Genomic DNA, 22,530 nt, shown 5'->3' on the forward strand with positions numbered 1-22,530 from the left:
TTATCATTCATAATTAATTACATGAACTTACTCTTGCCGTTCAAGTGATAGCTTTCCAGTCACCGGGTCAAGTAGAGTGATTTTCGCCTTTGTAACCGTACCCCGACTGTCTTTAAAGGATAACACCTGCGTTTTTCCCTTGCTGAGTAAAGATTCCAGCATTTTTTGAGAAATCTGTTTTCCAGCGTATTCTTTCCATATCACAAAACCGCATCCTTGTTTGAAATGGCTGCAACCATATCCTTTACGTCCTTCTATGATTTGCCCTCCACATCCTGCACGAGGACAAGAACCCAGGGCGGTACGAACGGTAGCCGCCGTTCCTGTACGGCTTTTACCCGTTGTTGCTACGGATCGATCCGCTGAAGGCGTAGCCCTGCTTGTGCTCATTTGGGAACGAGGCTGCCCAGCTGTTGAACTTGTCCGACTCTTCGTCCGAGTTCCCGCTCCCTTTTTCCCTTTACCCGCTGTATCCTCATCGCCAAAAGCATCTTTAGGAGCTGGTTTCTGCACCCGTACTTTTTCAATAATGGATATCGTAAACCGCTTCACGTTCTCCATAAATTTATCTTGTGCGGCTTCTCCTTTCGAGATCTGACTCAGTCTGCGCTCCCATTGTCCTGTCATTTCCGGAGAAGCTAACAGATCGACACCTGCACTTCGAATGAGTTCGATGGCCATCTTCCCTTTTTGCGTAACCAGCATCTTCTTGCCTTGCATCGTAATATAACCAACTTGTTTAAGCCGTTCAATCGTAGCCGCCCGCGTTGCTGGAGTCCCAAGGCCCGCATCTTTCATCGCATCGCGAAGTTCCTCATTCTCTATCTGCTTACCCGCACTTTCCATCGCTTTTAGCAAGGTACCTTCTGTATAACTTTTTGGCGGATTCGTCTGCTTCTCTTTCATCTCACTCTTTGTACACTGCACAGGCAGATCAGGGTTTACCTGAAAAGGGACCGAAATAAGTTCTTCGGGTTCTTCCTCTTCCCCGCCCTTTTTTGTCTTGCGTTTTTTCGCCTGGTTATCTTCCGAAGGCTGCACCACTTTCCAACCTAACGAAAGCAGTTCTTTAACGTTCGTCTTAAATGAATGACCTTCTACTTCCGTATATACGGTGTGCAGTTTATATTCTGCCGGCGGATAAAAGTGTGATAAAAACCGGCGTACAATTAAATCATAGATCTGTCCTTCGTCTTTGCTAAGTGTTCCTGGCTTCTTCAGTGTTGGCAAAATTGCATGGTGATCTTCCACTCTCTGCGGATTGCATACACTTTTATTGCCCTTGTGTACAAGGGCCGGATTTGCTTTTTCAGCTAAATCGGCATACGGTGTATGTTTTAATAACTGCAATGTTTTTTGCATGCCGTCTATATTCTGTTCCGTAACATAATTCGAATTGGTTCTTGGATAAGAAATCACTTTATGTTTTTCATATAACGCTTGCGCAATATCGAGTGTTTTTTTTGCTGGATATCCAAATTTCGCATTCGCTTCTCTTTGTAATAGAGTCAGGTCATACAGTTTATAAGGATACTCTTTCGAATTTTTCACCTCATATTTTGCAATCTTCCCTGTTTTGCCCTTCACTTTATCCGCAATTTCTTGCGCTTTCTCAGCAGAAGTTAAGCGTTCACCTTGCCATATTCCCTGATAATCCGTAGATTCCTGTTCAAATAAAGCAGAAACCTCGAAATAGGTGAGCGAATCGAAAGCTTCTATCTCTTTTTCCCGATCATAGATTAGCGCAAGTACAGGGGTTTGTACTCTTCCTACGGAAAGAAGTGTGTTATGTCTTGTCGTAAATGCTCTAGAAGCATTCATACCAATCAGCCAGTCTGCTTCACTGCGTGCTCTTGCAGCTTCTGTTAAATGTTCAAATTCGGAAGCGTCATGCAGCTGCTCGAATCCTCTTTTAATACTCTCGGGAGTCAGATCCGAAATCCATAATCGTTTGACAGGTTGACTCAGCTTCAATTGTTGCTGGATCAGATCAAAAATATACTGTCCTTCTCTCCCTGCATCACAAGCATTAATAATCAAATCTGCTTTTCGCGAAAGTTCTCCAATCACTTTAAGTTGGTCTTTTGTTCTTGGGTTTGGTGTGATCTTGAATCGATCTGGAATAATCGGTAAGTCATCAATACTCCAACGTTTATATTTATTATCATAGGCTTCTGGCTGTGCAAGCCCTAGTAAATGACCAATGGCCCAAGTTATGATATATTGTTCACCTTCAAGATACGTACGATTGTTTTTGGCACGCGGTTCAACGACCGCCGCTATAGTGCGTCCCATATCTGGTTTTTCCGCGATAATCAGCGTTTTCATGCGTCCGTTCCTCCCTGTAGCCCTAGCGAAGCGAAAAGGAGCTCCCCTCAAGTAATGACGGAAGCTCCTTGCTTCTAAGTAGACCTCATTATAACAGAAAATTTGTGGTTTCGTAATAAAAAAGAGTCGCTTAGTAAACTTCTAAGCGACTCTCCAATTATTTTTAACTATATAAATGAATGAATAGTAAATTTCTCTTTTTCTTGCTTATGCAAGTACAGTAGAACCCATTAAGTATTTATCCACTTCACGGGCCGCTTCGCGTCCTTCATTAATGGCCCATACCACAAGGCTTTGACCACGTCTCATATCGCCGGCTGCAAATACTTTATCTACGTTCGTGTTGTATTTGCCATAACGCGCTTTCACATTCGAACGACGATCTGTTTCAAGTCCGAGCTGCTGAGGAATGATTTGCTCTGGCCCATCAAAACCAATCGCGATAAGCGCCATATCCGCTTCAAATACTTTTTCAGTTCCTTCAATCGGTCTATAGATTTTACGACCTGTCTCATCGACAATACGCTGAATTTGAATCGTATGAAGTTCCTTTAGATTTCCATCCTCGTCACCAACGAATTTCGTGGTCATGATCGAGAATTCACGAGGGTCACTCCCAAAAAGCGCTTTTGCTTCTTCGTGAGCATAATCGAGTGTATATACATTCGGAAATTGCGGCCAAGGGTTCATCAGAGGATCGCGTTCTAAAGGTGCTTTTTCATGCGTACCAAATTGGGTTACACTTTTTGCCCCATGACGTAATGAAGTCGCAACACAGTCAGAACCGGTATCTCCTCCGCCAATAACGATCACTTTTTTACCTTCTGCCGAAATGTAATTTCCATCTTCAAGCCCTGTATCGAGCAAACTTTTGATCGTTCCATTCAGAAAATCCATTGCGTAGTGAACTCCGCTGAGCTGACTGCCTTCAATGTTGAATTCACGTGGTTTGGTTGCTCCGCCGCAAAGGACAACTGCATCATACTCACTTACTAGTTCTTCTGATGAAATATCTACACCAATCTCTGTATTCGTTATAAAGGTAATTCCTTCTGCCGCAAGCAGATCTACTCGGCGCTGTACTACCCCTTTGTCCAGTTTCATGCTGGGAATACCGTACGTTAACAGACCGCCGATACGGTCAGCACGCTCATAGACAGTAACGTGATGACCTGCTTTGTTAAGCTGTGCGGCAGCAGCGAGTCCAGCGGGCCCCGATCCTACGACAGCAATTCGTTTATCCGTACGTTTCTCAGGAGGACTTGGAACTACCCATCCTTCTTCAAAACCTTTTTCAATGATTGCCTCTTCAATCGTCTTGATCGTAACCGGCTGACCGATGAGGCCAACTGTACATGAACCTTCACACGGAGCTGGGCAAACACGGCCTGTAAATTCTGGGAAATTGTTCGTTTTGTGTAACCTGTCTAGTGCTTCTCTCCATAGTCCACGATACACCAGATTGTTCCACTCAGGAATTAAGTTATGAACCGGACAACCGGATGTTCCGCCGATCATATCAATCCCGGAATGACAATAGGGAGTTCCGCAATCCATACAGCGGGCACCTTGTGTTCTTAGTTCTTCCTCTGACATATGTTTATGGAACTCTTCCCAATCTTTAATACGATCCTCAGGCCGTCTGTCCGCCGGAATTTGTCTTTTGTATTCCATAAATCCAGTTGGTGTAGACATGTTACGTTCCCCCATCCATTTTCATGTGCCCGACATTTAGCGAGCTATTCATGCTAAGATCCGAACAATAGCACTATAGTTGACAGTCCATATATCATTTTTTTGATTATTGTATCACAAAAAGAAAATTTGTACTTTAGGTTATACAACATTCGGGTTCATTCACACGAAAGACACATCATAAGTGGCTTAAGTATTCCTGTAGGTGCTGATATTTCAACTATATTAGCATTCAGAATAACAAATATTAAATGGATTTTGAGAATAATAATTTGTATTATTCTGCATATTGATTACATAACATGATAGATAGTTTTTATGAAGGCAAACACAAAATAAAATGGGGAATTGACATCTCCACAATGCTAGGAACTTCTAAAGACCACGATTAAGACCGTCTCTCATAGAATTGGAAGACATAATCATATGGATTTTTCTCATCTTTCTCTCCGGGAATCTCTTTAACTAACTCCCAATGCTCCAAGTCCACTTCATCCATAAACGTATCACCATCGAAGGTCTCATTAATTTTGGTGACGATCAATCGATCAGCATACGGCATAAAAGCCTTATATACGCTTGCTCCTCCGATGACAAAAAGCGGCTGTTCTTTAGCCATTTCTACCCCTTCCTCTACGGAATGGATCACATCTGCTCCATCAAAGGTTTGTTCTTTACGAGTAAGGATCACATTTTTACGGTTAGGAAGCGGTTTGCCATTAAAGGATTCCCATGTTTTTCGTCCCATGATGACGGTGTGACCTGTGGTTTGTTCCTTAAAAAAGGCCATATCCTTAGGAAGTCGCCAAGGCATGCCGTTATCTTTTCCGATTACTCCGTTGTTGCCCATGGCCCAGATCATGCTAATGCTCATTAGCTCACCTCCATAAATAATAAAATTTATACAGAAACCGGCGCTTTAATCGTCGGATGATATTTATAATCTACAAATTCAAAATCCTCATATTTATAATCAAAAATAGACTCCGGCTTCCGGTTGATTACAAGTTTAGGCAGATCGTATGGTTCGCGGGATAAAAGGGTCTCTACCTGCTCCAAATGGTTCATGTAAATGTGTACATCACCACCGGACCAAATAAAGTCACCCGGCTCTAAACCACACTGCTGAGCTACCATATGTGTGAGTAACGCATAGCTTGCAATATTAAAAGGCAGCCCTAGGAATGTATCTACAGAGCGCATTGTCAGCATACAGGACAGTTTGCCCCCAGCTACATAAAATTGAAATACAAAGTGACATGGCGGCAGTTTCATATTATCGATCTCTGCCACATTCCATGCGCTGACCATATGACGCCGTGAATCGGGATTATTTTTAATGGAATCAATAACATTCGAGATTTGATCAATAAATGTACCCTCTGGTGTTTTCCACGATCTCCACTGCGAACCGTAGACGGGTCCCAAGTCACCGTTCTCATCGGCCCATTCATCCCAAATACGCACACCATTTTCTTTTAAGTATTTAATATTTGTCTCACCGCTTAAGAACCATAATAGTTCGTGAACGACGGATTTTAAATGAATTCGTTTTGTTGTAACGAGTGGAAATCCTTTTGATAGGTCAAATCTCAATTGACGGCCAAACACAGAAATCGTTCCTGTACCTGTACGATCTTCTTTTTTTACACCGTTTTCCAAAATATCTTGAAGCAGTTCTTGATAGACTTTCACTTTAAGTCGAACCCCTTTCCTTTATAACCTTGTTCCTTGTTTCTCTAAAACATAATGATTTCTTGATTACTTCTTCATATTATCACAAATTTCACATGTGAACGCATAACGGTGTACTTATTTCCCACGTACGAGCATGAGCCCATTATATCAGCAAAAAAAAGAGGCAAAGAAGACGAATAACCGCCTCTTGCCTCCAAAGCAAACTATGCTGTTTAAATGAATTCCTTAAACTCGTAAGAGATTAGCGAACCATTGTGTGGATTGGGTGACCCAGAACCACTTCGGATGCTTCCATCACGATTTCACCAAGTGTTGGATGCGCATGAATAGTCAATGCGATATCTTCAAGGGTAGCACCCATTTCGATAGCAAGACCGATTTCAGCGATCAAGTTAGAAGCTTCCAGACCAACGATTTGTCCGCCCAGTACGATTCCTGTGTCTTCTTCAGCAACAAGCTTCACGAAACCTTCAGGATGTCCCAGGGAAACGGCACGACCGTTACCTGCATAAGAAAATTTACCGGATTTAACTTTATATCCTTTTTCTTTTGCTTCTTTTTCAGTATAACCAACGCTGGAGCATTCAGGATCTGTAAATACTACCGCTGGCATTACTTTGTAATCCACTACGGAAGGCATTCCAGCAATCGCTTCAGCTGCTACTTTACCTTCGTAAGAAGCTTTATGTGCAAGTGCAAGACCTGCTACGATATCACCAATTGCGAAGATGTGTTTGTGGTTTGTGCGGCCTTGGTTATCAACTTTAACAAAACCGCGCTCGTCAGTTTCAACACCGATCAGGTCAAGACCAAGCTCACCATCTGTGTTAGGACGACGTCCAACCGTTACAAGCAGATATTCTGCAGTAACTTCTTTGCTTTCGCCGTTAACGCTATATTTAACAGTTACATCTTTATCGGTTTGCTCAGCAGATTCTGCTTTTGCATTGGTTACGATTTCGATGCCTGTTTTCTTCATGTTTTTCGCAACAAGGTTCGTCATGTCTTTATCAAATCCAGGAAGTACAGTATCCATACCTTCGATGATGGTTACTTTCGTTCCGAATTTGGAGTACATTTGACCAAGCTCAGCACCAATGTAGCCGCCGCCGATAACGATCATGCTAGCTGGTACTTCTTGCAGGTTCAAAGCTTCTGTAGAAGACAGAATGCGACCGCCAAATGGGAATGGTTTAAGTTCAATTGGACGGGAACCTGTAGCAATAATTGCATTTTTGAAACGGTAACGCGGAGATTCGTGATCGTTGAATACACGCGCTTCGTTTTCATTAATGAACATGCACTCACCGTTGAATACTTCCACTTTGTTGCCTTTAAGAAGAGCGCTAACGCCGCCAGTCATCTTTTTAACAACACCGTTTTTGAATTCTTGAGTTTTTGCAAAGTCCACTTTTACGTTTTCAGCAGTTACGCCGAATTGATCAGCATGTTTTGCATTTTCAAAAGCATGAGCTGCTGAGATCAATGCTTTGGAAGGAATACAACCACGGTTCAAACATACGCCGCCGAGTTCTGATTTATCAACGATCAAAACTTGTTGACCAAGCTGAGCCGCACGAATTGCTGCTACATAACCACCAGGGCCTGCACCAATGACTAGAGTGTCAATATCGAGAGAAGCGTCGCCTACTACCATATTATTATACCTCCATTACCAACAGCTCGGGATTAGCGAGCAGGGATTTAATGTAGTTCATAAAGTTTTGAGCTGTAGCACCATCGATGATACGGTGGTCGAAGCTTAGGGACAGAGCCATTACTGGAGCTGCAACTACTTCACCATCTTTGATGATTGCTTTTTCACTAATACGTCCCGTTCCAAGTATTGCAACTTCTGGGAAGTTGATGATCGGAGTGAAGAACATACCGCCAGCAGAACCGATGTTAGAAATGGAAATTGTGCTGCCTTTCATTTCGTTAGCAGACAATTTACCGTCACGACCACGTGCTGCTAGGTCACGGATGCTGTCAGCGATCATCCAGATGCTCTTACGATCTGCATCATGAATTACCGGAACAATTAGACCGTTGTCTGTATCCGTAGCGATACCGATGTTGTAGTATTTTTTGTATACAATTTCATTCGTTTGCTCATCGATCATTGCGTTCATTACAGGGAACTCACGAGTTGCTGCAACGAGTGCTTTTACGATAAATGGCAAGTAAGTTACTTTTGTACCTTTTTTCTCAGCGATTGGTTTCATGCGAGTACGGAATGCAACAAGTTCAGTTACATCTACTTCGTCCATGATCGTAACGTGAGGTGCTGTGTACGCAGATTTAACCATTGCATTAGAAATTGCTTTACGGATACCTTTGAATGGTACGCGCTCTTCTTCTGCACGAGTGCTAACGCCAGCGCTTGCTGCAGGTGCACTTGCTGGTGCAGCTTCTTCTTTCGCAGGAGTTGCTGCAGCTGCTTTACCGCCGCCATTTTTGAATGCTTCAACATCTTCTTTTGTTACTTTACCGTTGTTGCCAGTTCCCGTAACTTCAGAGATGTCCACGCCTTGCTCACGAGCAAATTTACGAACGCTAGGTGTTGCCAAAACTTCTTTGCTGGAAGCTGTGGAAACGCCTTGCTCTCCGCCTTCTTTTGCTTCGCTTGGGCTGCTTTGTGCAGGGGAATCCGTAGTATCTGCTCCGCCTTGTGCAGCATTTGCTTCTTGGGAAGCTTCTTCTTCGTCTTGCTCAGGAATTTCGCCTTCAGCATCAATTACTGCTACAATTGCGCCAACGTTAAAGATGTCGCCATCTTTTGCGAATACTTCTTGAACTGTACCGTTAACAGGACAAGGTACTTCTACGACTGCCTTGTCGTTTTGAACTTCCATGATGATATCGTCGTCAGTAACTTTATCACCTGGTTTGATATGCATTTTGATGATTTCGCCTTCGTGAAGACCTTCCCCAAGTTCAGGGAATTTATAATTAAATTTTGCCACTTGTATTACCTCCCTAGTTTAAATCCCTAATTAAAATTCGAGTACTTTGTTCACTGCTGCGATGATGCGATTAGGTGTAGGAAGCCAAGCGTCTTCGATTTGCGCAAATGGATATACAGTATCTGGACCCGCAACACGAAGAACAGGAGCTTCCAAGTGTAGAATTGCTTTTTCATTGATTTGTGCAATGACTTCAGCAGCTACGCCAGAACTCTTTTGAGCTTCTTGAACCACGATTGCGCGGTTTGTTTTCTTAACAGATGCCAAGATGGTATCGATATCGATTGGGCTGATTGTACGCAAATCGATAACTTCTACTTTAATACCTTTTGTTTTTTCTAGTTCTTCTGCAGCTTTCACAGAGGTATGAACCATCATACCGTAGGTAATGATAGTTACATCAGAACCTTCGCGAACCACATTCGCTTTACCAAGTTCTACTACATAATCTTCCTCAGGTACTTCCGCACGGAACGCATGATAAAGGTTCAAATGCTCCATAAAGAATACAGGATCGTTATCACGGATAGATGCGATCAAAAGACCTTTTGCATCATAAGGGTTAGATGGGACTACTACTTTAATACCCGGAGTTTGCGTAAGCAAACCTTCCAGAGAATCTGTATGAAGTTCAGCTGCTTTTACACCGCCGCCAAAAGGTGTACGGAACACGATTGGGGAGTTGTAACGACCGCCTGAACGGAAACGCATACGTGCAGCTTGAACCGCAATTTGGTCAAGTGCCTCAAAGATAAATCCTACAAATTGAATTTCAGCAACAGGACGGAAACCTGTAACACCTAGACCTACTGCAAGACCGCCGATCGCAGACTCAGCAAGCGGTGTATCGAATACACGTTCTTCGCCAAATTCTTTTTGAAGACCTTCCGTCGCACGGAATACACCGCCGACATTACCCACGTCTTCACCAAAAACCAGGACATTTGGGTCGCGTTTGAGCTCTACGCGCATTGCATCGCGAATCGCTTCTTTCATGTTCATTTGTGCCATTGCTTCATTTCCTCCTTAAACATTTAACAGTTCCTATGACCACCCAGCGACCTTTGCCAGCTTGATATGTACAAGCAGTTACAAGGATCAGGGTTCAGCCACAAATTCTGTGGCAAACACTTTATTTTAAAAGCCTTTACCGAATTTCGATATTATTCGAAATCTGCTTTTTGTTCTTCCATATGTTTTGGTGTTTGTTCGAACATACTGTCGATCAGACCAGAGATTGTCATTTTTTCTGTTTTCTCAGCGCGTTTGATTTCTTCGTTCACTTTTGCTTTCGCTTCATCTTTCACGCGAGCTGTATCTTCTTCAGTCCAAAGACCTTTTTTCTCAAGGTATTTAGCAAGACGATTAATTGGATCTTTTTCATTCCACTGACCTTCTTCGTCTTTTGTACGATATTTCGTAGCATCGTCAGACAAGGAGTGTGGACGGTAACGATATGTCAATGCTTCGATCAAAGTTGCGCCTTCTCCGTTGCGAGCACGTTTTGCAGCTTCTCTAACAGCGGCGATTACTGCGAAAACGTCCATTCCATCAACTTGAATGCCTTTGATACCTGCTGCAACTGCTTTATGTGCGATAGACATAGCAGCTGTTTGTTTTGCGAAAGGTGTTGTAATGGCATAACCATTATTTTGTACAAAGAAAATAACTGGCAGTTTGAAACGACCTGCATAGTTAAGACCTTCGTAGAAGTCACCTTCAGAAGAACCGCCATCACCTGTATAAGTGATTGCTACACGTTTTTGATTTTTCAATTTGAAGCCCATTGCAATACCCATTGCATGCAGAATTTGTGCACCAATGATGATTTGCGGCATCATTACGTTTACGTCTTCTGGAATTTGTCCACCATGTTGGTGTCCACGGGAATATAAGAAAGCTTGATAAAGTGGAAGTCCGTGCCATACGAGTTGTGGAATATCACGGTAACCCGGTACTACATAGTCTTCTTTCTCAAGTGCAAACTCACTACCGATCATGGAAGCTTCTTGACCAGATACTGGTGCATAGAATCCAAGACGTCCTTGGCGGCCCAGGTTAACTGCGCGATCATCCCAAGTACGTGTAAATACCATACGGTACATAATTTCTTTCAATTGTTCATCGGAAAGCTCTGGCATCATCTCTTTGTTAACGATCTCACCGTCTGGAGACAATACAGTAAGAGCTTCTACTTCCTCTGTATATACTTCGTAAGGAACCTTGCTCATTTTTTTCTTCACCTCAACAAAAAATTTGAATATCAAGTTCCGCTGTTATAGAATTATTATACACCTGTTTTGGTACATACGTCAAAGACAAACGTTGGTTTTTTTAACTTTCGTCTTTTTTTGTTTGTATAACAGGTATTATAAAATGGTATAACAGCTTCATGCTAAAACCATTGCTTGTACAACGTACGCACATACTTTAATCTTAGCTTATTGTTTAGATGAATGCAAAAACAGATGAAAAAGGTGACAAATCATGACGGATTCTCGCTATTTAAAAAGAACCATTTTAAAAGAAGAAATGTTCAGTTCATTTTTGAATGAAACACGTTATCTTCGTATTTATCTCCCGCCTGGTTACAATGAATTATTAAGTTATCCGGTTGTTTACTGTCAGGATGGCGAAGAATTTTTCAACTTTGGCCGGATCGCGACAACGGCAAACCGCCTTATTCTCGATGAAGGCATTGAACCTTTTATTATTGTCGGCGTGGAAGTTAACGTGAAAGTTCGAACGCAGGAATATGCTCCTTTTGGCAGCCTGTTTGATAAGTATACTTCTGCTTTTGCAGAAGAGGTTATTCCGTTCATCGAAGCAAAATACCCGGTTCGCCGCTCTAAAGACGAACGTATTCTGGCTGGCGATTCTCTTGGAGGAAGTGTATCACTGCACTTGGCCTTAATGTATCCAGACCTGTTTAGCAAAGTCATCAGTATGTCGGGTGCTTTTTATGAAGAGTCACAGGAAATCTATGCACAGGCAAACGATTTAACCTGGCTTGAAATTTGGATGATTGTCGGACTGCAAGAAAGAGATTTCGAAGCCGATACAGGCGTTTATGATTTTGTAGATCTAAACCGTAAAACTCGTAAACTCTTAGAAGATCGAGGTGCTGCGGTAACCTACGCTGAAAAAGACGGCAAGCACCAATGGGGATTTTGGCAAAATGAATTGCCGGATGCATTGACCCACTTCCTAAATAAAGGTTGATTACAGGTATAACAACCCATACAAATCTAATGATATCGCTTTCAATAGGCTTGTGATATTAGCCGGCTCACAGAGCCGGCTTTTTTTGCTACTTTTCTTCTATTATTTGTTTCAACAATACTTCTGTCCCAAGATCAATAAGCCGGTACACTTCATCAAAATTGCCCGTGTAATAAGGGTCCGGTACTTCTCTAACCTGCTCATCAGGAAGCAGATCCATAAACTTAATAATCTTGGCGTGTTCCGCGCCCCTTAGTTTGCGAAGATTGAGTTCATTTGAATCATCCATGCAAATAATATAATCAAATGCAGTAAAGTCTTTTTCTCCTACTTGTCTTGCGGTTATCCCTTCATACTTAATTCCTTTGGAAGTGAGTATGGTACTTGTTCCTTCGTGAGGAGGTTTGCCGATATGCCAATCCTCTGTACCTGCGGAATCTACTGCTATTTCACCGTCCAGCTGACGAGCCGCGATTTTATGCCGCAATACTGCCTCCGCCATTGGCGACCTGCATATGTTACCTAAACAGACAAACAATACGTGTATCATATCTCTCTCCTATCCTTACAAACTTTTCGTTTGATGGTTGTTAGCACCAGCCTCTAATATCACTTCTTCACTTGGTCTTAGAGATCTTCTAGGCAACTTCCATTTATAATGCACAGATAGCATTCTCAGCATAACCACCACTGTAAAAAGAATCAGCTGACTTGTTGTACTGTTCGTCATACCGAGTCCAATAAGAAGTCCTGCCATGATTGCCCACACCGCATAAATCTCATCCCTTAAGACCATCGGTTTCCGTCCTGCGAGCAAATCTCTAATAATACCACCGCCAATACCAGTGAGAACCCCTGCTACGATAACCGCGCTGATCGGGTGATTCATATTTGTAGCATAAAGCGCACCCTGAATAGCAAACGCGGATAACCCAATGGCATCAAAAAACATCTCTGTTTTTTTCCAATGTCCAATCCATGGCATAGGCAGTATAAAGGCAATCGCAATAGAAATAAGTGCAAGCATAATTAAGGTGCCCTGACTCCAGAGCGTTGTAACAGGAACTCCGATAAGAACGTTCCGGATTACGCCCCCGCCAAAAGCCGTGACCAATCCGAGTACCATAATGCCTAAGATATCGTAATCTTCTTCCATAGCAACAAAAGCTCCCGACATTGCAAATGCAATCGTTCCTATAATACTGAACACTTCAAAAACACTCATATCCACTGCGGCTTCTAACCTCACCTTATCGTCATTTTATTAACACACTTTTTACATTGTAGAAGACTTTTGCCAGATTGTGCAACAAGAAAATGTCCTTTATACTCAAGAATAGTAATGAACTCACATTCAAGAAGGTGTCAGAATGACTACAGGAAGAATAATTATTTTTACAGGAGGCTCGCTCGAAGAAAGTGATATCAAAGAAATACAACCGGGAGATACCGTCATTGGTGCTGATTATGGGGCATGGTTCCTTGTTCAGCATGGCATTTCCCCCGATTTCTCCGCAGGAGACTTTGATTCGGTAACAGAGGAGCAGCTTCGTAAAATACAGCAGAGCAGCAAACAATTTGTTAGTTGTGACCCGATTAACAAAAATTTATCGGATACTGAATTGGCTTTGGAATACGCAATACAAATGGAGCCTGCGGAAATTATTATTTTTGGCGCAATCGGGACAAGACTGGACCATACACTTGCTAATATTCAGATTTTGTCTAAGGTGTTGAAGCGCGGTATTCCGTGCTCTATCTGGAATCGACATAATCGTATAACCATAACAGATTCGGTACATGTCGTTTCGCGAAATGATTTTCCTTATGTATCGCTCATCCCTCTGTCAAATGAGGTTACCGGAATAACACTCGAAGGATTTATGTACCCGCTTCATGATGCCGTACTCTCTATTGGTGAATCTCTAGGAATCAGTAATCGATTGCTGCAAGAAACAGGGACAATCACCCTGAAAAAAGGATTACTCTTAGTTATTCAAAGTAAAGATGAGTAATACAGATAATTCACTCTTCACCTGCAAAAAAAATGAAACCATTCACTGGACTGTGAATGGTTTTTTTAATGAATGCTATTTAATAAGAATTAGCCGAAATAACGATGATACAACGTTTTTGCTGCCGCTTTATCTTTTGTACCGTGTACGAGAACCCGCCCGTCTTTAAAAATAACCATCCGCTGCCCATCCAGCTGAAAAGAAATCAGGAAAGGATTCCTCTCTACCTTACCATGGTTCAGTCTTTGAAGGCGCGTTGCAACCTGCTCCAAATCCCACTCTAATTTACGAGCAGGCCGTATTTGTACCGTATCCCGTCCGCACAACACCTCAGACCTGTCGTGATTAACAGCATTTAAATAAGGATACGTGCGATCCGTTCCGCAAGAAAGACACCCAGGATTTTTAGCTCGATCTACACCAATCGCTGTATATTCATTGCGCCACATATCAAAAGATAACAACTTTTTACGCATTGCATCATCATTTCCACTCAGCCACTTAAAGGCTTCCATCGTCTGATTCGCCGTTACCATCTGCACCGTCTGCGGTAAGATCCCAGCAGTATCACATGTATCCCCGCCAAGCGGAACTTCTCCCAGTAAACAGTTCAGACACGGAGTCTTGCCGGGAATAAAAGTATAGGTAATTCCATAACTGCCAACACAGCCTCCATAAATCCATGGAGTATCGTATTTTACAGCCAGGTCGTTAATAATGAGTCTTGTATCAAAATTATCCGTCGCATCCATAACTAAGTCGGCAGCCTCGATCAATTCATCTAGTTCATCAATCCCTGCATCCATAACATGAATATCAATGGTAATGTCAGAGTTAATAGCCTGCAGCCGTTTCTTCGCGGCCACCGCTTTTGGAAGTCGCTGCTTCACATCATCTTCATTATACAGCTGCTGTCTTTGCAGATTAGACCACTCTACATAATCGCGGTCCACGATCGTAAGGTGACCTACACCGCCTCTTGCCAGCGTTTCAGCGATCCCTGTGCCTAGTGCACCCGCACCGATAATAAGCACATGGCTGTCCATTAATTTTTTTTGACCTGCGGCTCCAAATGGAGCAAAAAGTTCCTGCCTTGAGTATCTTTCCTGATTCAAACCTTCTATATTTTCTTCGTTATTATAAATAGAAGAAACTTCTTTGTTCAATTCTCAAACATCCCTTCCAGCGGACTGCTTGCTGCAGCATACCGTTTTACGGGAATCATCCCGGACTCGTAAGCTTTCCTTCCCGCAAAGACTGCATATTTCATCGCTTCTGCCATCAGGACCGGATTGCCTGCGCCAGATACAGCTGAATTTAGAAGCACTGCATCCGCACCTAGTTCCATGGCATACGCCGCATCGCGAGGTGAACGTATTCCTGCGTCAATGATAACAGGGACAGCCGCTTGTTCTATAATGAATTCAAGTGCTCTTGGGTTATTAATACCTTGTCCAGAACCTATTGGTGACGCTCCCGGCATAATTGCATGGACACCCATCATACCAAGTCTTTTGGCAAGAATGACATCATCCGATATATAGGGAAGGACGATAAATCCTTCCTCAAGCAAGAGTTCACATGCTTTTAGTGTTTCTAATGGGTCTGGAAGCAGTGTTCGTTCATCCGGAGTGACTTCCACCTTTATCATATCACATAGACCTGAAGCTTTCGCGAGCCTTGCAATTCGTACAGCTTCCTCAGCGGTTTTTGCACCTGCTGTATTAGGCAATAAGGTATATTTCGTAAGATCAAGCTGATCTAGAAAATAAGCTTCATTTTTCCTATCCAAATTAAGCCTGCGCACTGCAAACGTAAGAATCTCGGTTTCTGAAACTTCTACTGCCTTCCTTTGTACATCCAGACTTTCAAATTTACCTGTTCCGAGCAATAGCCGAGATTGAAAATTATATTTACCTATCGTTAACATCATTATCCCCCTCCTACAAAATGTACAATTTCGATATGATCTCCATCCTTTAACAAAGTGTTAGTATGCATATCTTTCGTCAAGATTTGTTCATTACATTCAATGACAACGGTCTTTACCCCAAGGTCTAGTGACTCCAGTAAATCTTTGACACTTAATTGATCCTCTTCTATTTGCATGTGTTGTCCATTTACTCTCAGCAGCAATATATTCCCCTCCTCTCCTTTATAATCCGGCTTGCGGAAAAGGACCTAATACCGATCTCATCTTCCGTTTCTCCAGATAACAAGCGGCTCATCGTCTCTCCTGTGACTGCACTGAGTAAAACCCCATTGCGATAATGACCTACAGCAAGATACAAGCCTTGAACTTCAGAATAAGCACCAATGTAAGGTAATCCATCTACGGTTTGTGGTCTAAGACCTGCCCATGTACGAATAAAAGAGGCTTCACCTATGCCAGGAACCCAGCCTGTTGCTCTATGTAAAAGGGTATTCAGTCCAGAGGCACTTACCTTATAATCATTCCCGTAGGGAATACTCGTCGCACCGATCCAAATTTCCTGATTTGGTTTTGGAACAATGTAAACATCAGGCGTATAGATCGTGTAACGCAAGGTTTCGCCATTCATTGTTTGCGTTGTTTGCATTGATAGAGCTACCATTTCGCCTTTAACAGGATAGGTATTCAGCTGAGTACCGATGGACCTTAAGATTGCATCACTGCCAAGTCCTGCTGCAATCACTACTTTATCTGCTGTGTACGTGCCTTGATTTGTCTCTACTCCGGTAACACGGCCATTGTCGAGTAACAGCCTTGAAACGGTGCAATGATCGATAAAAGCAGCTCCATTTTTCTGTGCACCTTTGATATAAGCTTTGGTTAACTCGGCTGGTAACAGTTGATGTTCTTGGGGATAAAATAATGCTCCTTCGGCTTTCTTAGTGATCCAGGGGATTTCATCTTGAAGTTTACTCTTGTTCCACCAGTGTTTCTGCTTTGCCCGCTCTATAGTTTCTGAGAATTCTTCTTCACGTTTCCTATCCTTTATAAAGGGAACAACAAAGCCTGAGTCATTCATACCTACATTGATTTCACTGTGCAGCTTCAATTCTTTAATCAATGGTCCCATGAGCTGCTGGCTGCGCTGAGCCCATCTCCTAAGCTCCTCTGATGAAAAATGTTCTAGCCCGGCTGCAAGCATACCCGCCGCATGACCAGAAGCGCCATTTGCCTGATGAGCAGCTTCGAGCTGGGTTACCTCCAGTCCATCACATGACAAATAGTAGGCGATAGCAGATCCAATGACACCGCCTCCGATAACAAGCACTTCCGAATTCCGTCGTTTACTTTCTCTATCTACTCTTTTCATAGTCATCTATTCACCTTCCAATCCTTACTCCTTGATATCTCCATACTTCGCTAATTCATTTCTATACATATAGACAGCATCCAGCGGATCTTTTGAATGCAGTACTCCTGAGATTGCGGCGATCCCACTTGCACCTGAGAGCATCAGTTCTTCGACTCGCGAGGGTGTAATTCCACCAATAGCAATAACAGGAAGTTTAACCACATCACAAATTTCTTGAAGAGAGGAAAGTGTTTTTGGGGGCATACCAGGTTTACTATGAGAAGGGTACATATGCCCGTAAAAAATATAATCGGCTCCCTGTTCTTCCGCGATCTTCGCTTCTTGTAAAGAATGGACAGAAATGCCGCATCTTAAAGCTCGTTTTGCTGTAACTGCAGCCCCATTTTCTTCTCTGTAAAATGATGTTTTCAAAGAAAGACCTGCTTCTTGTATTCCCATATGAAGAGCTCCTGTTTGGTAGGTAAGTGCAAGTTGGGTTTGACGGTTAAGGGTTAACTTATTCGCAGGGATCTTTAGCTCTTGCAACTGAAGTACGAGCTTCTCCATTTCTTCGTAAGTATTTTCCTTCTTCCGTAGATGTAATGAAGTTACATACGGCCAAATCTCAGGGAAATAGCTTCGTTCTAAGTCATGATTCTTCAGCGGCGAGGAAATCACATGGAACTCTATCATTTTTTTAGACAAGCTGATCCTCCTTACAGTTTCACTATGAGCATGAGCCCCTATTCCAGTGCTTATTCTTCTAGTAATTTACTAGGCATTGTTATGAAACTGTCATTACTGATAACATTTGCAGTGAACGCAAAAAAACCACTCCTCGTAAGGAGTGGTTTGGTTAGGCAGAATTGAAAATGAGCATTTACTAAAGTGATATATAAAGCCAGAAGGAAGGAAAGTCCCTTCGCCTTTAACATCTACTTAGCCATATACTTTATTCAATACATCATAACTCATACTAGCACAAGTCTGCTAGCCCACTTCCCTACGCTGGTTCTAACCAGATCAGGTTCAAAGGGTCCGGAAGTACATCCATCTCAGCCGGCAAGCGGCCCCCCTAGTGATTCGTCGATATAAAGTTATATTCAGGTGCTCATTTTAACACAGATGAGAAAATTTGTAAAAGAAAGACTCCTTAGCTTACACTTAAGCTTTTTGAGACCATTCCTCCACATTCCAAGTCTTCGTTACCCAATCTTCATAGAAATCTGGTTCGTGGGATACTAGAATTACAGTCCCTTTGAATTCTTTGAGTGCACGTTTTAGCTCCTCTTTTGCCACAACGTCTAAGTGATTTGTAGGCTCATCGAATAGAATCCAGTTCGTTTCACGCATCATTAATTTACACAGCCGAACTTTAGCCTGCTCTCCACCGCTAAGCATATGTAGAGGTCTTGTGATGTGTTCATTTTTAAGACCGCAGCGAGCAAGATGAGCACGCACTTCATGCTGGTTCAGATGAGAGAATTCATTCCACACATCATCGATTGGTGTGATTTTCTCAGGGCGAACTTCCTGTTCAAAATAAGAAGGGAACAAAAAGTCTCCAAGGTAGGTTTTCCCGCTGTATGCCGGAATCTTACCTAGTATCGTTTTTAGCAGTGTTGATTTACCTACACCGTTACAGCCGACGATTGCGATTTTATCTCCACGCTCAATTGTCATCGTCATCTTAGGAAGAAGCGGACGGTCATATCCGATTTCAAAATCGATCCCTTCAAATACCGTTTTCCCGCTGGCTCTTGCTTCTTTAAATCCAAAAATAGGCTTCGCTGCTTCTTCAGGACGGTCAATGCGTTCAAGACGATCGAGCTGTTTCTCGCGGCTTTTTGCACGGCTAGATGTAGAATATCTTGCTTTATTACGCTGAATAAAGTCTTCCTGTTTCTTAATAAACTCTTGCTGCTTCTCATAAGCTTCAATATGCTGGTTTTTGTTCATATCCGCCATATCAAGGAATTTTTCGTAATTCGCTGTATACCGTGTAAGCTTCGCAAATTCTAAATGGTAGATTACATTAACAACCTTGTTCATAAATTCTGTATCATGAGAAATAAGCATGAATGCATATGGGTAATCGTTCAAATAACGAGTAAGCCATTCAATATGCTCGACATCCAAGTAGTTAGTAGGCTCATCTAAGAGGAGAACATTCGGTTTCTCAAGAAGCAATTTCGCCAGCAGTACCTTCGTACGTTGTCCCCCGCTTAGTGCGGCTACATCCCGATCAAGTCCAATAGCAGATAAACCAAGTCCGTTCGCCATTTCTTCCACTTTTACATCAATGAGGTAGAAGTCTCCGATTTCCAGCTGCTCCTGGATTTCGCCCATTTCCTCAAGCAATTGCTCAAGTTCCTCTGGCGAGGCATCACTCATTCGTTCCGTGATTTCCATCATTTCTTTTTCAAGTTCAAGCAAAGGTAAAAAGGCATCCTTTAAGACATCCCGAATTGTTTTTCCTGGCGTAAGTTTCGTATGTTGGTCGAGGTAACCGTAACGAACTTTTGGTGTCCACTCTACTTTTCCGCTGTCTTTCAGCAGTTTGCCCGTTAAAATATTCATGAGTGTCGATTTGCCGACCCCATTCGCTCCTACAATCCCAACACGCTCTCCTGCAAGCAGGCGGAAGGAAACATTCTTAAATAATGTGCGATCTCCAAAATTGTGACTTACATTTTCAACAGTCAATAAACTCATATCGTGCGATTGGCTCCTATCTGTGAGGCAGTATGCCTATATGATCTTGTTCCTATTTCACTCTAATATGGTATCTTAGCACAAGACAGAGCTCCACCGAAACAAGGAGTTTGAATAAGCGCCATAAATTTCTTACGATTATATATGAGAATAAAACTAGAAACTGCCTTGTCCTTCATAACAAGTTCGCTCATAGTAACCAGATGCAGCCGCTTCTTTCGCATTGTTGAACCTTTCTACCGGTCGATAGGGAAACTCACAACCACTTTTATAGTAATATTTAGAACCTGTCAATTCATCGATCGCACCGATGATCACATCTTTTTTTACTAGCCTTCCACTTCCAAAAGCATAATTATTGTAATACTGATCACCCACAGGGATTCCCTGGATAAAAGCCATGACCCCCACATCATCAATCGTGTTGTACCACTCTTCTTGTGAAATGGCAGGAAAAATGAACTGATATGCATTCCCATTACGGAATACATGATTATTATGATAGGTTATGGCGCTCGCAAGATGCTCTTGAATGGTGCTGACGATGACTTCTCTTCTTACATTTTCAAAACCTTCTGCATCTTGCAGTAAAGGTATAGAAGTTAGAAATTGCAGCTCATCCCGGTAACCCTCTATCCATTGGTCCGTACCTTGATCATATACGTGTACATAATCATCCAGCGTCAATCGAAATAGGTTCCCATCATCATCCTCATATACATACAATTTCTTCTCCGTCCATAGATGCTTTTCTGCTTCATTTCCGGAAGGATCCTTGTAAGCAGTTGAGCGATAAAGATAGAACCCGTCATAATCGATAACGAGCAGAGCGGGCAGATAGGTAAGAAAAGCCTGCTGTGCAGGAAGGTCATTCTCAAGTCCGAAATTGATTGAAATCGTCTCAATGAATCGATTGAGGAGAAGATCCTTATCCACTTTGAGCAGCTTGACTGAATCATAACTTGCTTCAAGTGACGGGTCCTCGTTTTGATGCATCGTCTGACTTGCATCTTGTACTGCAGTCTGAATGGACTGGTTATACTTCTGCTCAAGCCTCATTACCATAAGATCATCCGTCCCATGCAGGGAATAGACCCAAAAGAAAGGAAACATGATAATTACAAAAAGAATGGAATAATCAGTAATCCTCATTTAGCACCATACCCCCATAATTGGCGGTTACCCTATTCACAGATTCAGCTCCAAAGTGAAGCCACTCCTGAAAAATAGCGCCTGGTGTGCGGTTTGTATTCCGTACTTCAACCCGAAAAGAATCACCGCTTGTCAAAAAATACTTCCGGCTAGGATCATCCATTGGAACTAGATTGTCTGGATATAAAACAGGCATAATTTGCTCATTATAATAGCCATCCATAACCGCATCGAATTCACCTGTAAAACCCTGCTGGTTGGCGGGATCATCATACGCCGGGACATACTTTTTATGAAGATGTTCGATTTCGGTGTTATATGTATTTCCAGTTAGAGATAGTTCATTTTGAAACTGATTATACATCGTGGGAGTGATATATCCTTTTGTTCTCACTGCATCAACAAAGCTCGTGACCGCATTATATACGGTCAGCTGAGAGAGCTCGTCCTGTCGATTGGCAGCTTCTGCCGCAGGATATATATATAGCAAAAGTACTGCAAGCAGTGCGGCAAGCATTTTTGAAAGACTGTCTACCAAGGAGCCCTTCCCTCCTTCCAAAAAGAGATCTGTTTAAGAACCCCTGCTGAATCTCTTTCGTACTCTATAAGGTACCTTGAATTCATTTCGATTATCGCTTGTTCTAGATCTAGACCATCCACTTTTATTTTGTAGGATTCATAGGATTCTCTACTCTCCGTACTCCTCGCTTCATTGATAAGTGCATGTATATATCCTCCTGCAACGAATTCCGTCATGGATGATTCACTTGCACTCACACCCTGAATTCTTCCATCTTCGATCGCATGGTGATTACGTCTTCCTTCTGCTGCTTCCTCCATACTGGATAGTAAAGAAAGTGTGAAAATGCAGGCGGCAAGACAAAGGCTAATGACTGCGCTTAAAAACAGGATGTCTCTTGTATGTTCTCCCAGCTTGCTCACCCTTTTCATCTAATTATGATTGTGTAAATAAGAGTCCACGTACTACGTTGGAACTATCCTTTACTACGGTAGCTTTAAATCTTCCGCTTGGATTGACGTACTCACTTTTACGTTCATTTAATGTATTTTCAACGGTACCTAATGTTGCCCCCTCAGGCGCTACTACTTCGCCATATGCGGAAGACTCGGTTGTTACATTAAGAGGATATCCGTACCACTGCCCTGCTGCATTTTTACCTGTTTTAATGTAAATGCCAAACTGGTCTTTTCCTTTGAATTTACGCAGTGCATTTGTTACTTGAGATCCGCTGATGGTTGTTCCGTCATAAACGGTAAACGATGTTTGTGATAATTCAGTCTGAATATCAGCAAAGTTATTTTGAGCCGTCTTGGTTGCCTCCTGAGCAGAAATAAAGAGAATGACGACAATGGTTATTAAAGCAATGGTAAGAAAAATTCCTGCTGCTACTTTTAATGCGGAAGATGCGTTATTCATTTTTAGTGCCTCCAAGT

The 22,530-nt window shown here is 42.4% G+C and carries 22 protein-coding genes and 1 riboswitch; of the genes, 2 read left to right on the plus strand and 20 right to left on the minus strand.

Annotation, left to right across the window (positions count from 1 at the left end; translation table 11 throughout):
* Positions 1 to 27 precede the first annotated feature (27 nt).
* From QPK24_RS15410 to pdhA, 8 genes are all read right to left on the minus strand, one after another.
* The gene (locus tag QPK24_RS15410) at positions 28 to 2,328 is read right to left on the minus strand and encodes a type IA DNA topoisomerase (RefSeq protein ID WP_285742532.1); all 2,301 of its coding nucleotides are present in this window, start codon (positions 2,326 to 2,328) and stop codon (positions 28 to 30) included.
* A gap of 207 nt (positions 2,329 to 2,535) precedes the next feature.
* Positions 2,536 to 4,023: a glutamate synthase subunit beta gene (locus QPK24_RS15415; RefSeq protein WP_285742533.1), complete on the minus strand. Its 1,488-nt coding sequence runs from the start codon at positions 4,021 to 4,023 to the stop codon at positions 2,536 to 2,538.
* 388 nt (positions 4,024 to 4,411) lie between these two features.
* Positions 4,412 to 4,897 carry a dihydrofolate reductase gene (locus tag QPK24_RS15420; protein ID WP_285742535.1) on the minus strand — a complete coding sequence of 162 codons (486 nt, stop codon included), beginning with the start codon at positions 4,895 to 4,897 and terminating at the stop codon, positions 4,412 to 4,414.
* 26 nt (positions 4,898 to 4,923) lie between these two features.
* Positions 4,924 to 5,718 carry a thymidylate synthase gene (locus QPK24_RS15425; RefSeq protein ID WP_285742537.1) on the minus strand — a complete coding sequence of 265 codons (795 nt, stop codon included), beginning with the start codon at positions 5,716 to 5,718 and terminating at the stop codon, positions 4,924 to 4,926.
* 244 nt (positions 5,719 to 5,962) lie between these two features.
* Positions 5,963 to 7,378, minus strand: coding sequence for a dihydrolipoyl dehydrogenase (gene lpdA / locus QPK24_RS15430; protein WP_160031905.1), 1,416 nt, complete (start codon positions 7,376 to 7,378; stop codon positions 5,963 to 5,965).
* A 4-nt stretch (positions 7,379 to 7,382) separates the two neighbouring features.
* Complete coding sequence (locus QPK24_RS15435) at positions 7,383 to 8,687, minus strand: dihydrolipoamide acetyltransferase family protein (RefSeq protein ID WP_285742541.1); 1,305 nt, start codon at positions 8,685 to 8,687, stop codon at positions 7,383 to 7,385.
* A gap of 30 nt (positions 8,688 to 8,717) precedes the next feature.
* Positions 8,718 to 9,698 (minus strand): alpha-ketoacid dehydrogenase subunit beta, encoded by a 981-nt coding sequence (locus tag QPK24_RS15440; protein WP_160031907.1) that lies wholly within the window; start codon positions 9,696 to 9,698, stop codon positions 8,718 to 8,720.
* A 152-nt stretch (positions 9,699 to 9,850) separates the two neighbouring features.
* Entirely contained in the window at positions 9,851 to 10,918 is a 1,068-nt protein-coding gene (gene pdhA, locus QPK24_RS15445) for a pyruvate dehydrogenase (acetyl-transferring) E1 component subunit alpha (RefSeq protein ID WP_285742544.1), read from the minus strand.
* A 256-nt stretch (positions 10,919 to 11,174) separates the two neighbouring features.
* On the opposite strand from pdhA, the gene QPK24_RS15450 reads away from it, so the two are divergent.
* Positions 11,175 to 11,909, plus strand: a complete 735-nt coding sequence (locus tag QPK24_RS15450; RefSeq protein ID WP_285742546.1) for an alpha/beta hydrolase — start codon at positions 11,175 to 11,177, stop codon at positions 11,907 to 11,909.
* Between the two features lie 88 nt (positions 11,910 to 11,997).
* On the opposite strand, the gene QPK24_RS15455 is transcribed toward QPK24_RS15450, so the two are convergent.
* Together QPK24_RS15455 and QPK24_RS15460 are read right to left on the minus strand one after the other, a co-directional pair.
* A complete protein-coding gene (locus QPK24_RS15455; RefSeq protein ID WP_285742549.1) occupies positions 11,998 to 12,459 on the minus strand; it encodes a low molecular weight protein-tyrosine-phosphatase in 462 nt (153 codons plus the stop codon).
* Positions 12,460 to 12,474: 15 nt separating this feature from the next.
* The gene (locus tag QPK24_RS15460; protein ID WP_285742551.1) at positions 12,475 to 13,134 is read right to left on the minus strand and encodes a trimeric intracellular cation channel family protein; all 660 of its coding nucleotides are present in this window, start codon (positions 13,132 to 13,134) and stop codon (positions 12,475 to 12,477) included.
* A gap of 145 nt (positions 13,135 to 13,279) precedes the next feature.
* Between QPK24_RS15460 and QPK24_RS15465 the strand changes: the two genes are divergently transcribed.
* Complete coding sequence (locus QPK24_RS15465) at positions 13,280 to 13,924, plus strand: thiamine diphosphokinase (RefSeq protein ID WP_285742553.1); 645 nt, start codon at positions 13,280 to 13,282, stop codon at positions 13,922 to 13,924.
* A gap of 89 nt (positions 13,925 to 14,013) precedes the next feature.
* On the opposite strand, the gene QPK24_RS15470 is transcribed toward QPK24_RS15465, so the two are convergent.
* From QPK24_RS15470 to QPK24_RS15515, 10 genes are all read right to left on the minus strand, one after another.
* Complete coding sequence (locus QPK24_RS15470; protein ID WP_407082919.1) at positions 14,014 to 15,090, minus strand: thiazole biosynthesis adenylyltransferase ThiF; 1,077 nt, start codon at positions 15,088 to 15,090, stop codon at positions 14,014 to 14,016.
* Positions 15,087 to 15,854 carry a thiazole synthase gene (locus QPK24_RS15475; protein ID WP_285749360.1) on the minus strand — a complete coding sequence of 256 codons (768 nt, stop codon included), beginning with the start codon at positions 15,852 to 15,854 and terminating at the stop codon, positions 15,087 to 15,089. The genes QPK24_RS15470 and QPK24_RS15475 overlap by 4 nt, the downstream gene beginning before the upstream one ends.
* A gap of 2 nt (positions 15,855 to 15,856) precedes the next feature.
* Positions 15,857 to 16,060 (minus strand): sulfur carrier protein ThiS, encoded by a 204-nt coding sequence (thiS, locus tag QPK24_RS15480; RefSeq protein ID WP_285742555.1) that lies wholly within the window; start codon positions 16,058 to 16,060, stop codon positions 15,857 to 15,859.
* Positions 16,051 to 17,232, minus strand: a complete 1,182-nt coding sequence (gene thiO / locus QPK24_RS15485) for a glycine oxidase ThiO (RefSeq protein ID WP_285742557.1) — start codon at positions 17,230 to 17,232, stop codon at positions 16,051 to 16,053. Before thiO ends, thiS begins: the two co-directional genes overlap by 10 nt.
* Before the next feature lie 18 nt (positions 17,233 to 17,250).
* Positions 17,251 to 17,913, minus strand: coding sequence for a thiamine phosphate synthase (locus tag QPK24_RS15490; RefSeq protein WP_285742559.1), 663 nt, complete (start codon positions 17,911 to 17,913; stop codon positions 17,251 to 17,253).
* 278 nt (positions 17,914 to 18,191) lie between these two features.
* Positions 18,192 to 18,295, minus strand: a riboswitch (TPP riboswitch).
* A 77-nt stretch (positions 18,296 to 18,372) separates the two neighbouring features.
* On the minus strand, positions 18,373 to 19,923 hold the full coding sequence (locus tag QPK24_RS15495; RefSeq protein WP_285742562.1) for an ABC-F family ATP-binding cassette domain-containing protein: 1,551 nt from the start codon (positions 19,921 to 19,923) through the stop codon (positions 18,373 to 18,375).
* A gap of 156 nt (positions 19,924 to 20,079) precedes the next feature.
* Positions 20,080 to 21,075 (minus strand): hypothetical protein, encoded by a 996-nt coding sequence (locus tag QPK24_RS15500; RefSeq protein ID WP_285742563.1) that lies wholly within the window; start codon positions 21,073 to 21,075, stop codon positions 20,080 to 20,082.
* Complete coding sequence (locus QPK24_RS15505) at positions 21,062 to 21,613, minus strand: hypothetical protein (protein WP_285742565.1); 552 nt, start codon at positions 21,611 to 21,613, stop codon at positions 21,062 to 21,064. The genes QPK24_RS15500 and QPK24_RS15505 overlap by 14 nt, the downstream gene beginning before the upstream one ends.
* Complete coding sequence (locus QPK24_RS15510) at positions 21,607 to 22,017, minus strand: hypothetical protein (protein ID WP_285742567.1); 411 nt, start codon at positions 22,015 to 22,017, stop codon at positions 21,607 to 21,609. The genes QPK24_RS15505 and QPK24_RS15510 overlap by 7 nt, the downstream gene beginning before the upstream one ends.
* Positions 22,018 to 22,030: 13 nt before the next feature.
* Positions 22,031 to 22,513, minus strand: coding sequence for an ABC transporter permease (locus tag QPK24_RS15515; protein ID WP_285742569.1), 483 nt, complete (start codon positions 22,511 to 22,513; stop codon positions 22,031 to 22,033).
* Positions 22,514 to 22,530 lie beyond the last annotated feature (17 nt).

Source organism: Paenibacillus polygoni (genome assembly GCF_030263935.1).
Taxonomy (GTDB): Bacteria; Bacillota; Bacilli; order Paenibacillales; family Paenibacillaceae; genus Paenibacillus; species Paenibacillus polygoni.

What these genes read in the sequence shown, in the direction of transcription:
- QPK24_RS15500 (WP_285742563.1), bottom strand. Translation starts at nt 21,075, where the DNA reads ATGAGGATTACTGATTATTCCATTCTTTTTGTAATTATCATGTTTCCT.
- QPK24_RS15410 (WP_285742532.1), bottom strand. Translation starts at nt 2,328, where the DNA reads ATGAAAACGCTGATTATCGCGGAAAAACCAGATATGGGACGCACTATA.
- QPK24_RS15455 (WP_285742549.1), bottom strand. Translation starts at nt 12,459, where the DNA reads ATGATACACGTATTGTTTGTCTGTTTAGGTAACATATGCAGGTCGCCA.
- QPK24_RS15495 (WP_285742562.1), bottom strand. Translation starts at nt 19,923, where the DNA reads ATGAGTTTATTGACTGTTGAAAATGTAAGTCACAATTTTGGAGATCGC.
- thiO (WP_285742557.1), bottom strand. Translation starts at nt 17,232, where the DNA reads ATGACTATGAAAAGAGTAGATAGAGAAAGTAAACGACGGAATTCGGAA.
- QPK24_RS15440 (WP_160031907.1), bottom strand. Translation starts at nt 9,698, where the DNA reads ATGGCACAAATGAACATGAAAGAAGCGATTCGCGATGCAATGCGCGTA.
- QPK24_RS15420 (WP_285742535.1), bottom strand. Translation starts at nt 4,897, where the DNA reads ATGAGCATTAGCATGATCTGGGCCATGGGCAACAACGGAGTAATCGGA.
- QPK24_RS15460 (WP_285742551.1), bottom strand. Translation starts at nt 13,134, where the DNA reads ATGAGTGTTTTTGAAGTGTTCAGTATTATAGGAACGATTGCATTTGCA.
- QPK24_RS15515 (WP_285742569.1), bottom strand. Translation starts at nt 22,513, where the DNA reads ATGAATAACGCATCTTCCGCATTAAAAGTAGCAGCAGGAATTTTTCTT.
- lpdA (WP_160031905.1), bottom strand. Translation starts at nt 7,378, where the DNA reads ATGGTAGTAGGCGACGCTTCTCTCGATATTGACACTCTAGTCATTGGT.
- QPK24_RS15475 (WP_285749360.1), bottom strand. Translation starts at nt 15,854, where the DNA reads ATGTTAACGATAGGTAAATATAATTTTCAATCTCGGCTATTGCTCGGA.
- QPK24_RS15415 (WP_285742533.1), bottom strand. Translation starts at nt 4,023, where the DNA reads ATGTCTACACCAACTGGATTTATGGAATACAAAAGACAAATTCCGGCG.
- pdhA (WP_285742544.1), bottom strand. Translation starts at nt 10,918, where the DNA reads ATGAGCAAGGTTCCTTACGAAGTATATACAGAGGAAGTAGAAGCTCTT.
- QPK24_RS15465 (WP_285742553.1), top strand. Translation starts at nt 13,280, where the DNA reads ATGACTACAGGAAGAATAATTATTTTTACAGGAGGCTCGCTCGAAGAA.
- QPK24_RS15450 (WP_285742546.1), top strand. Translation starts at nt 11,175, where the DNA reads ATGACGGATTCTCGCTATTTAAAAAGAACCATTTTAAAAGAAGAAATG.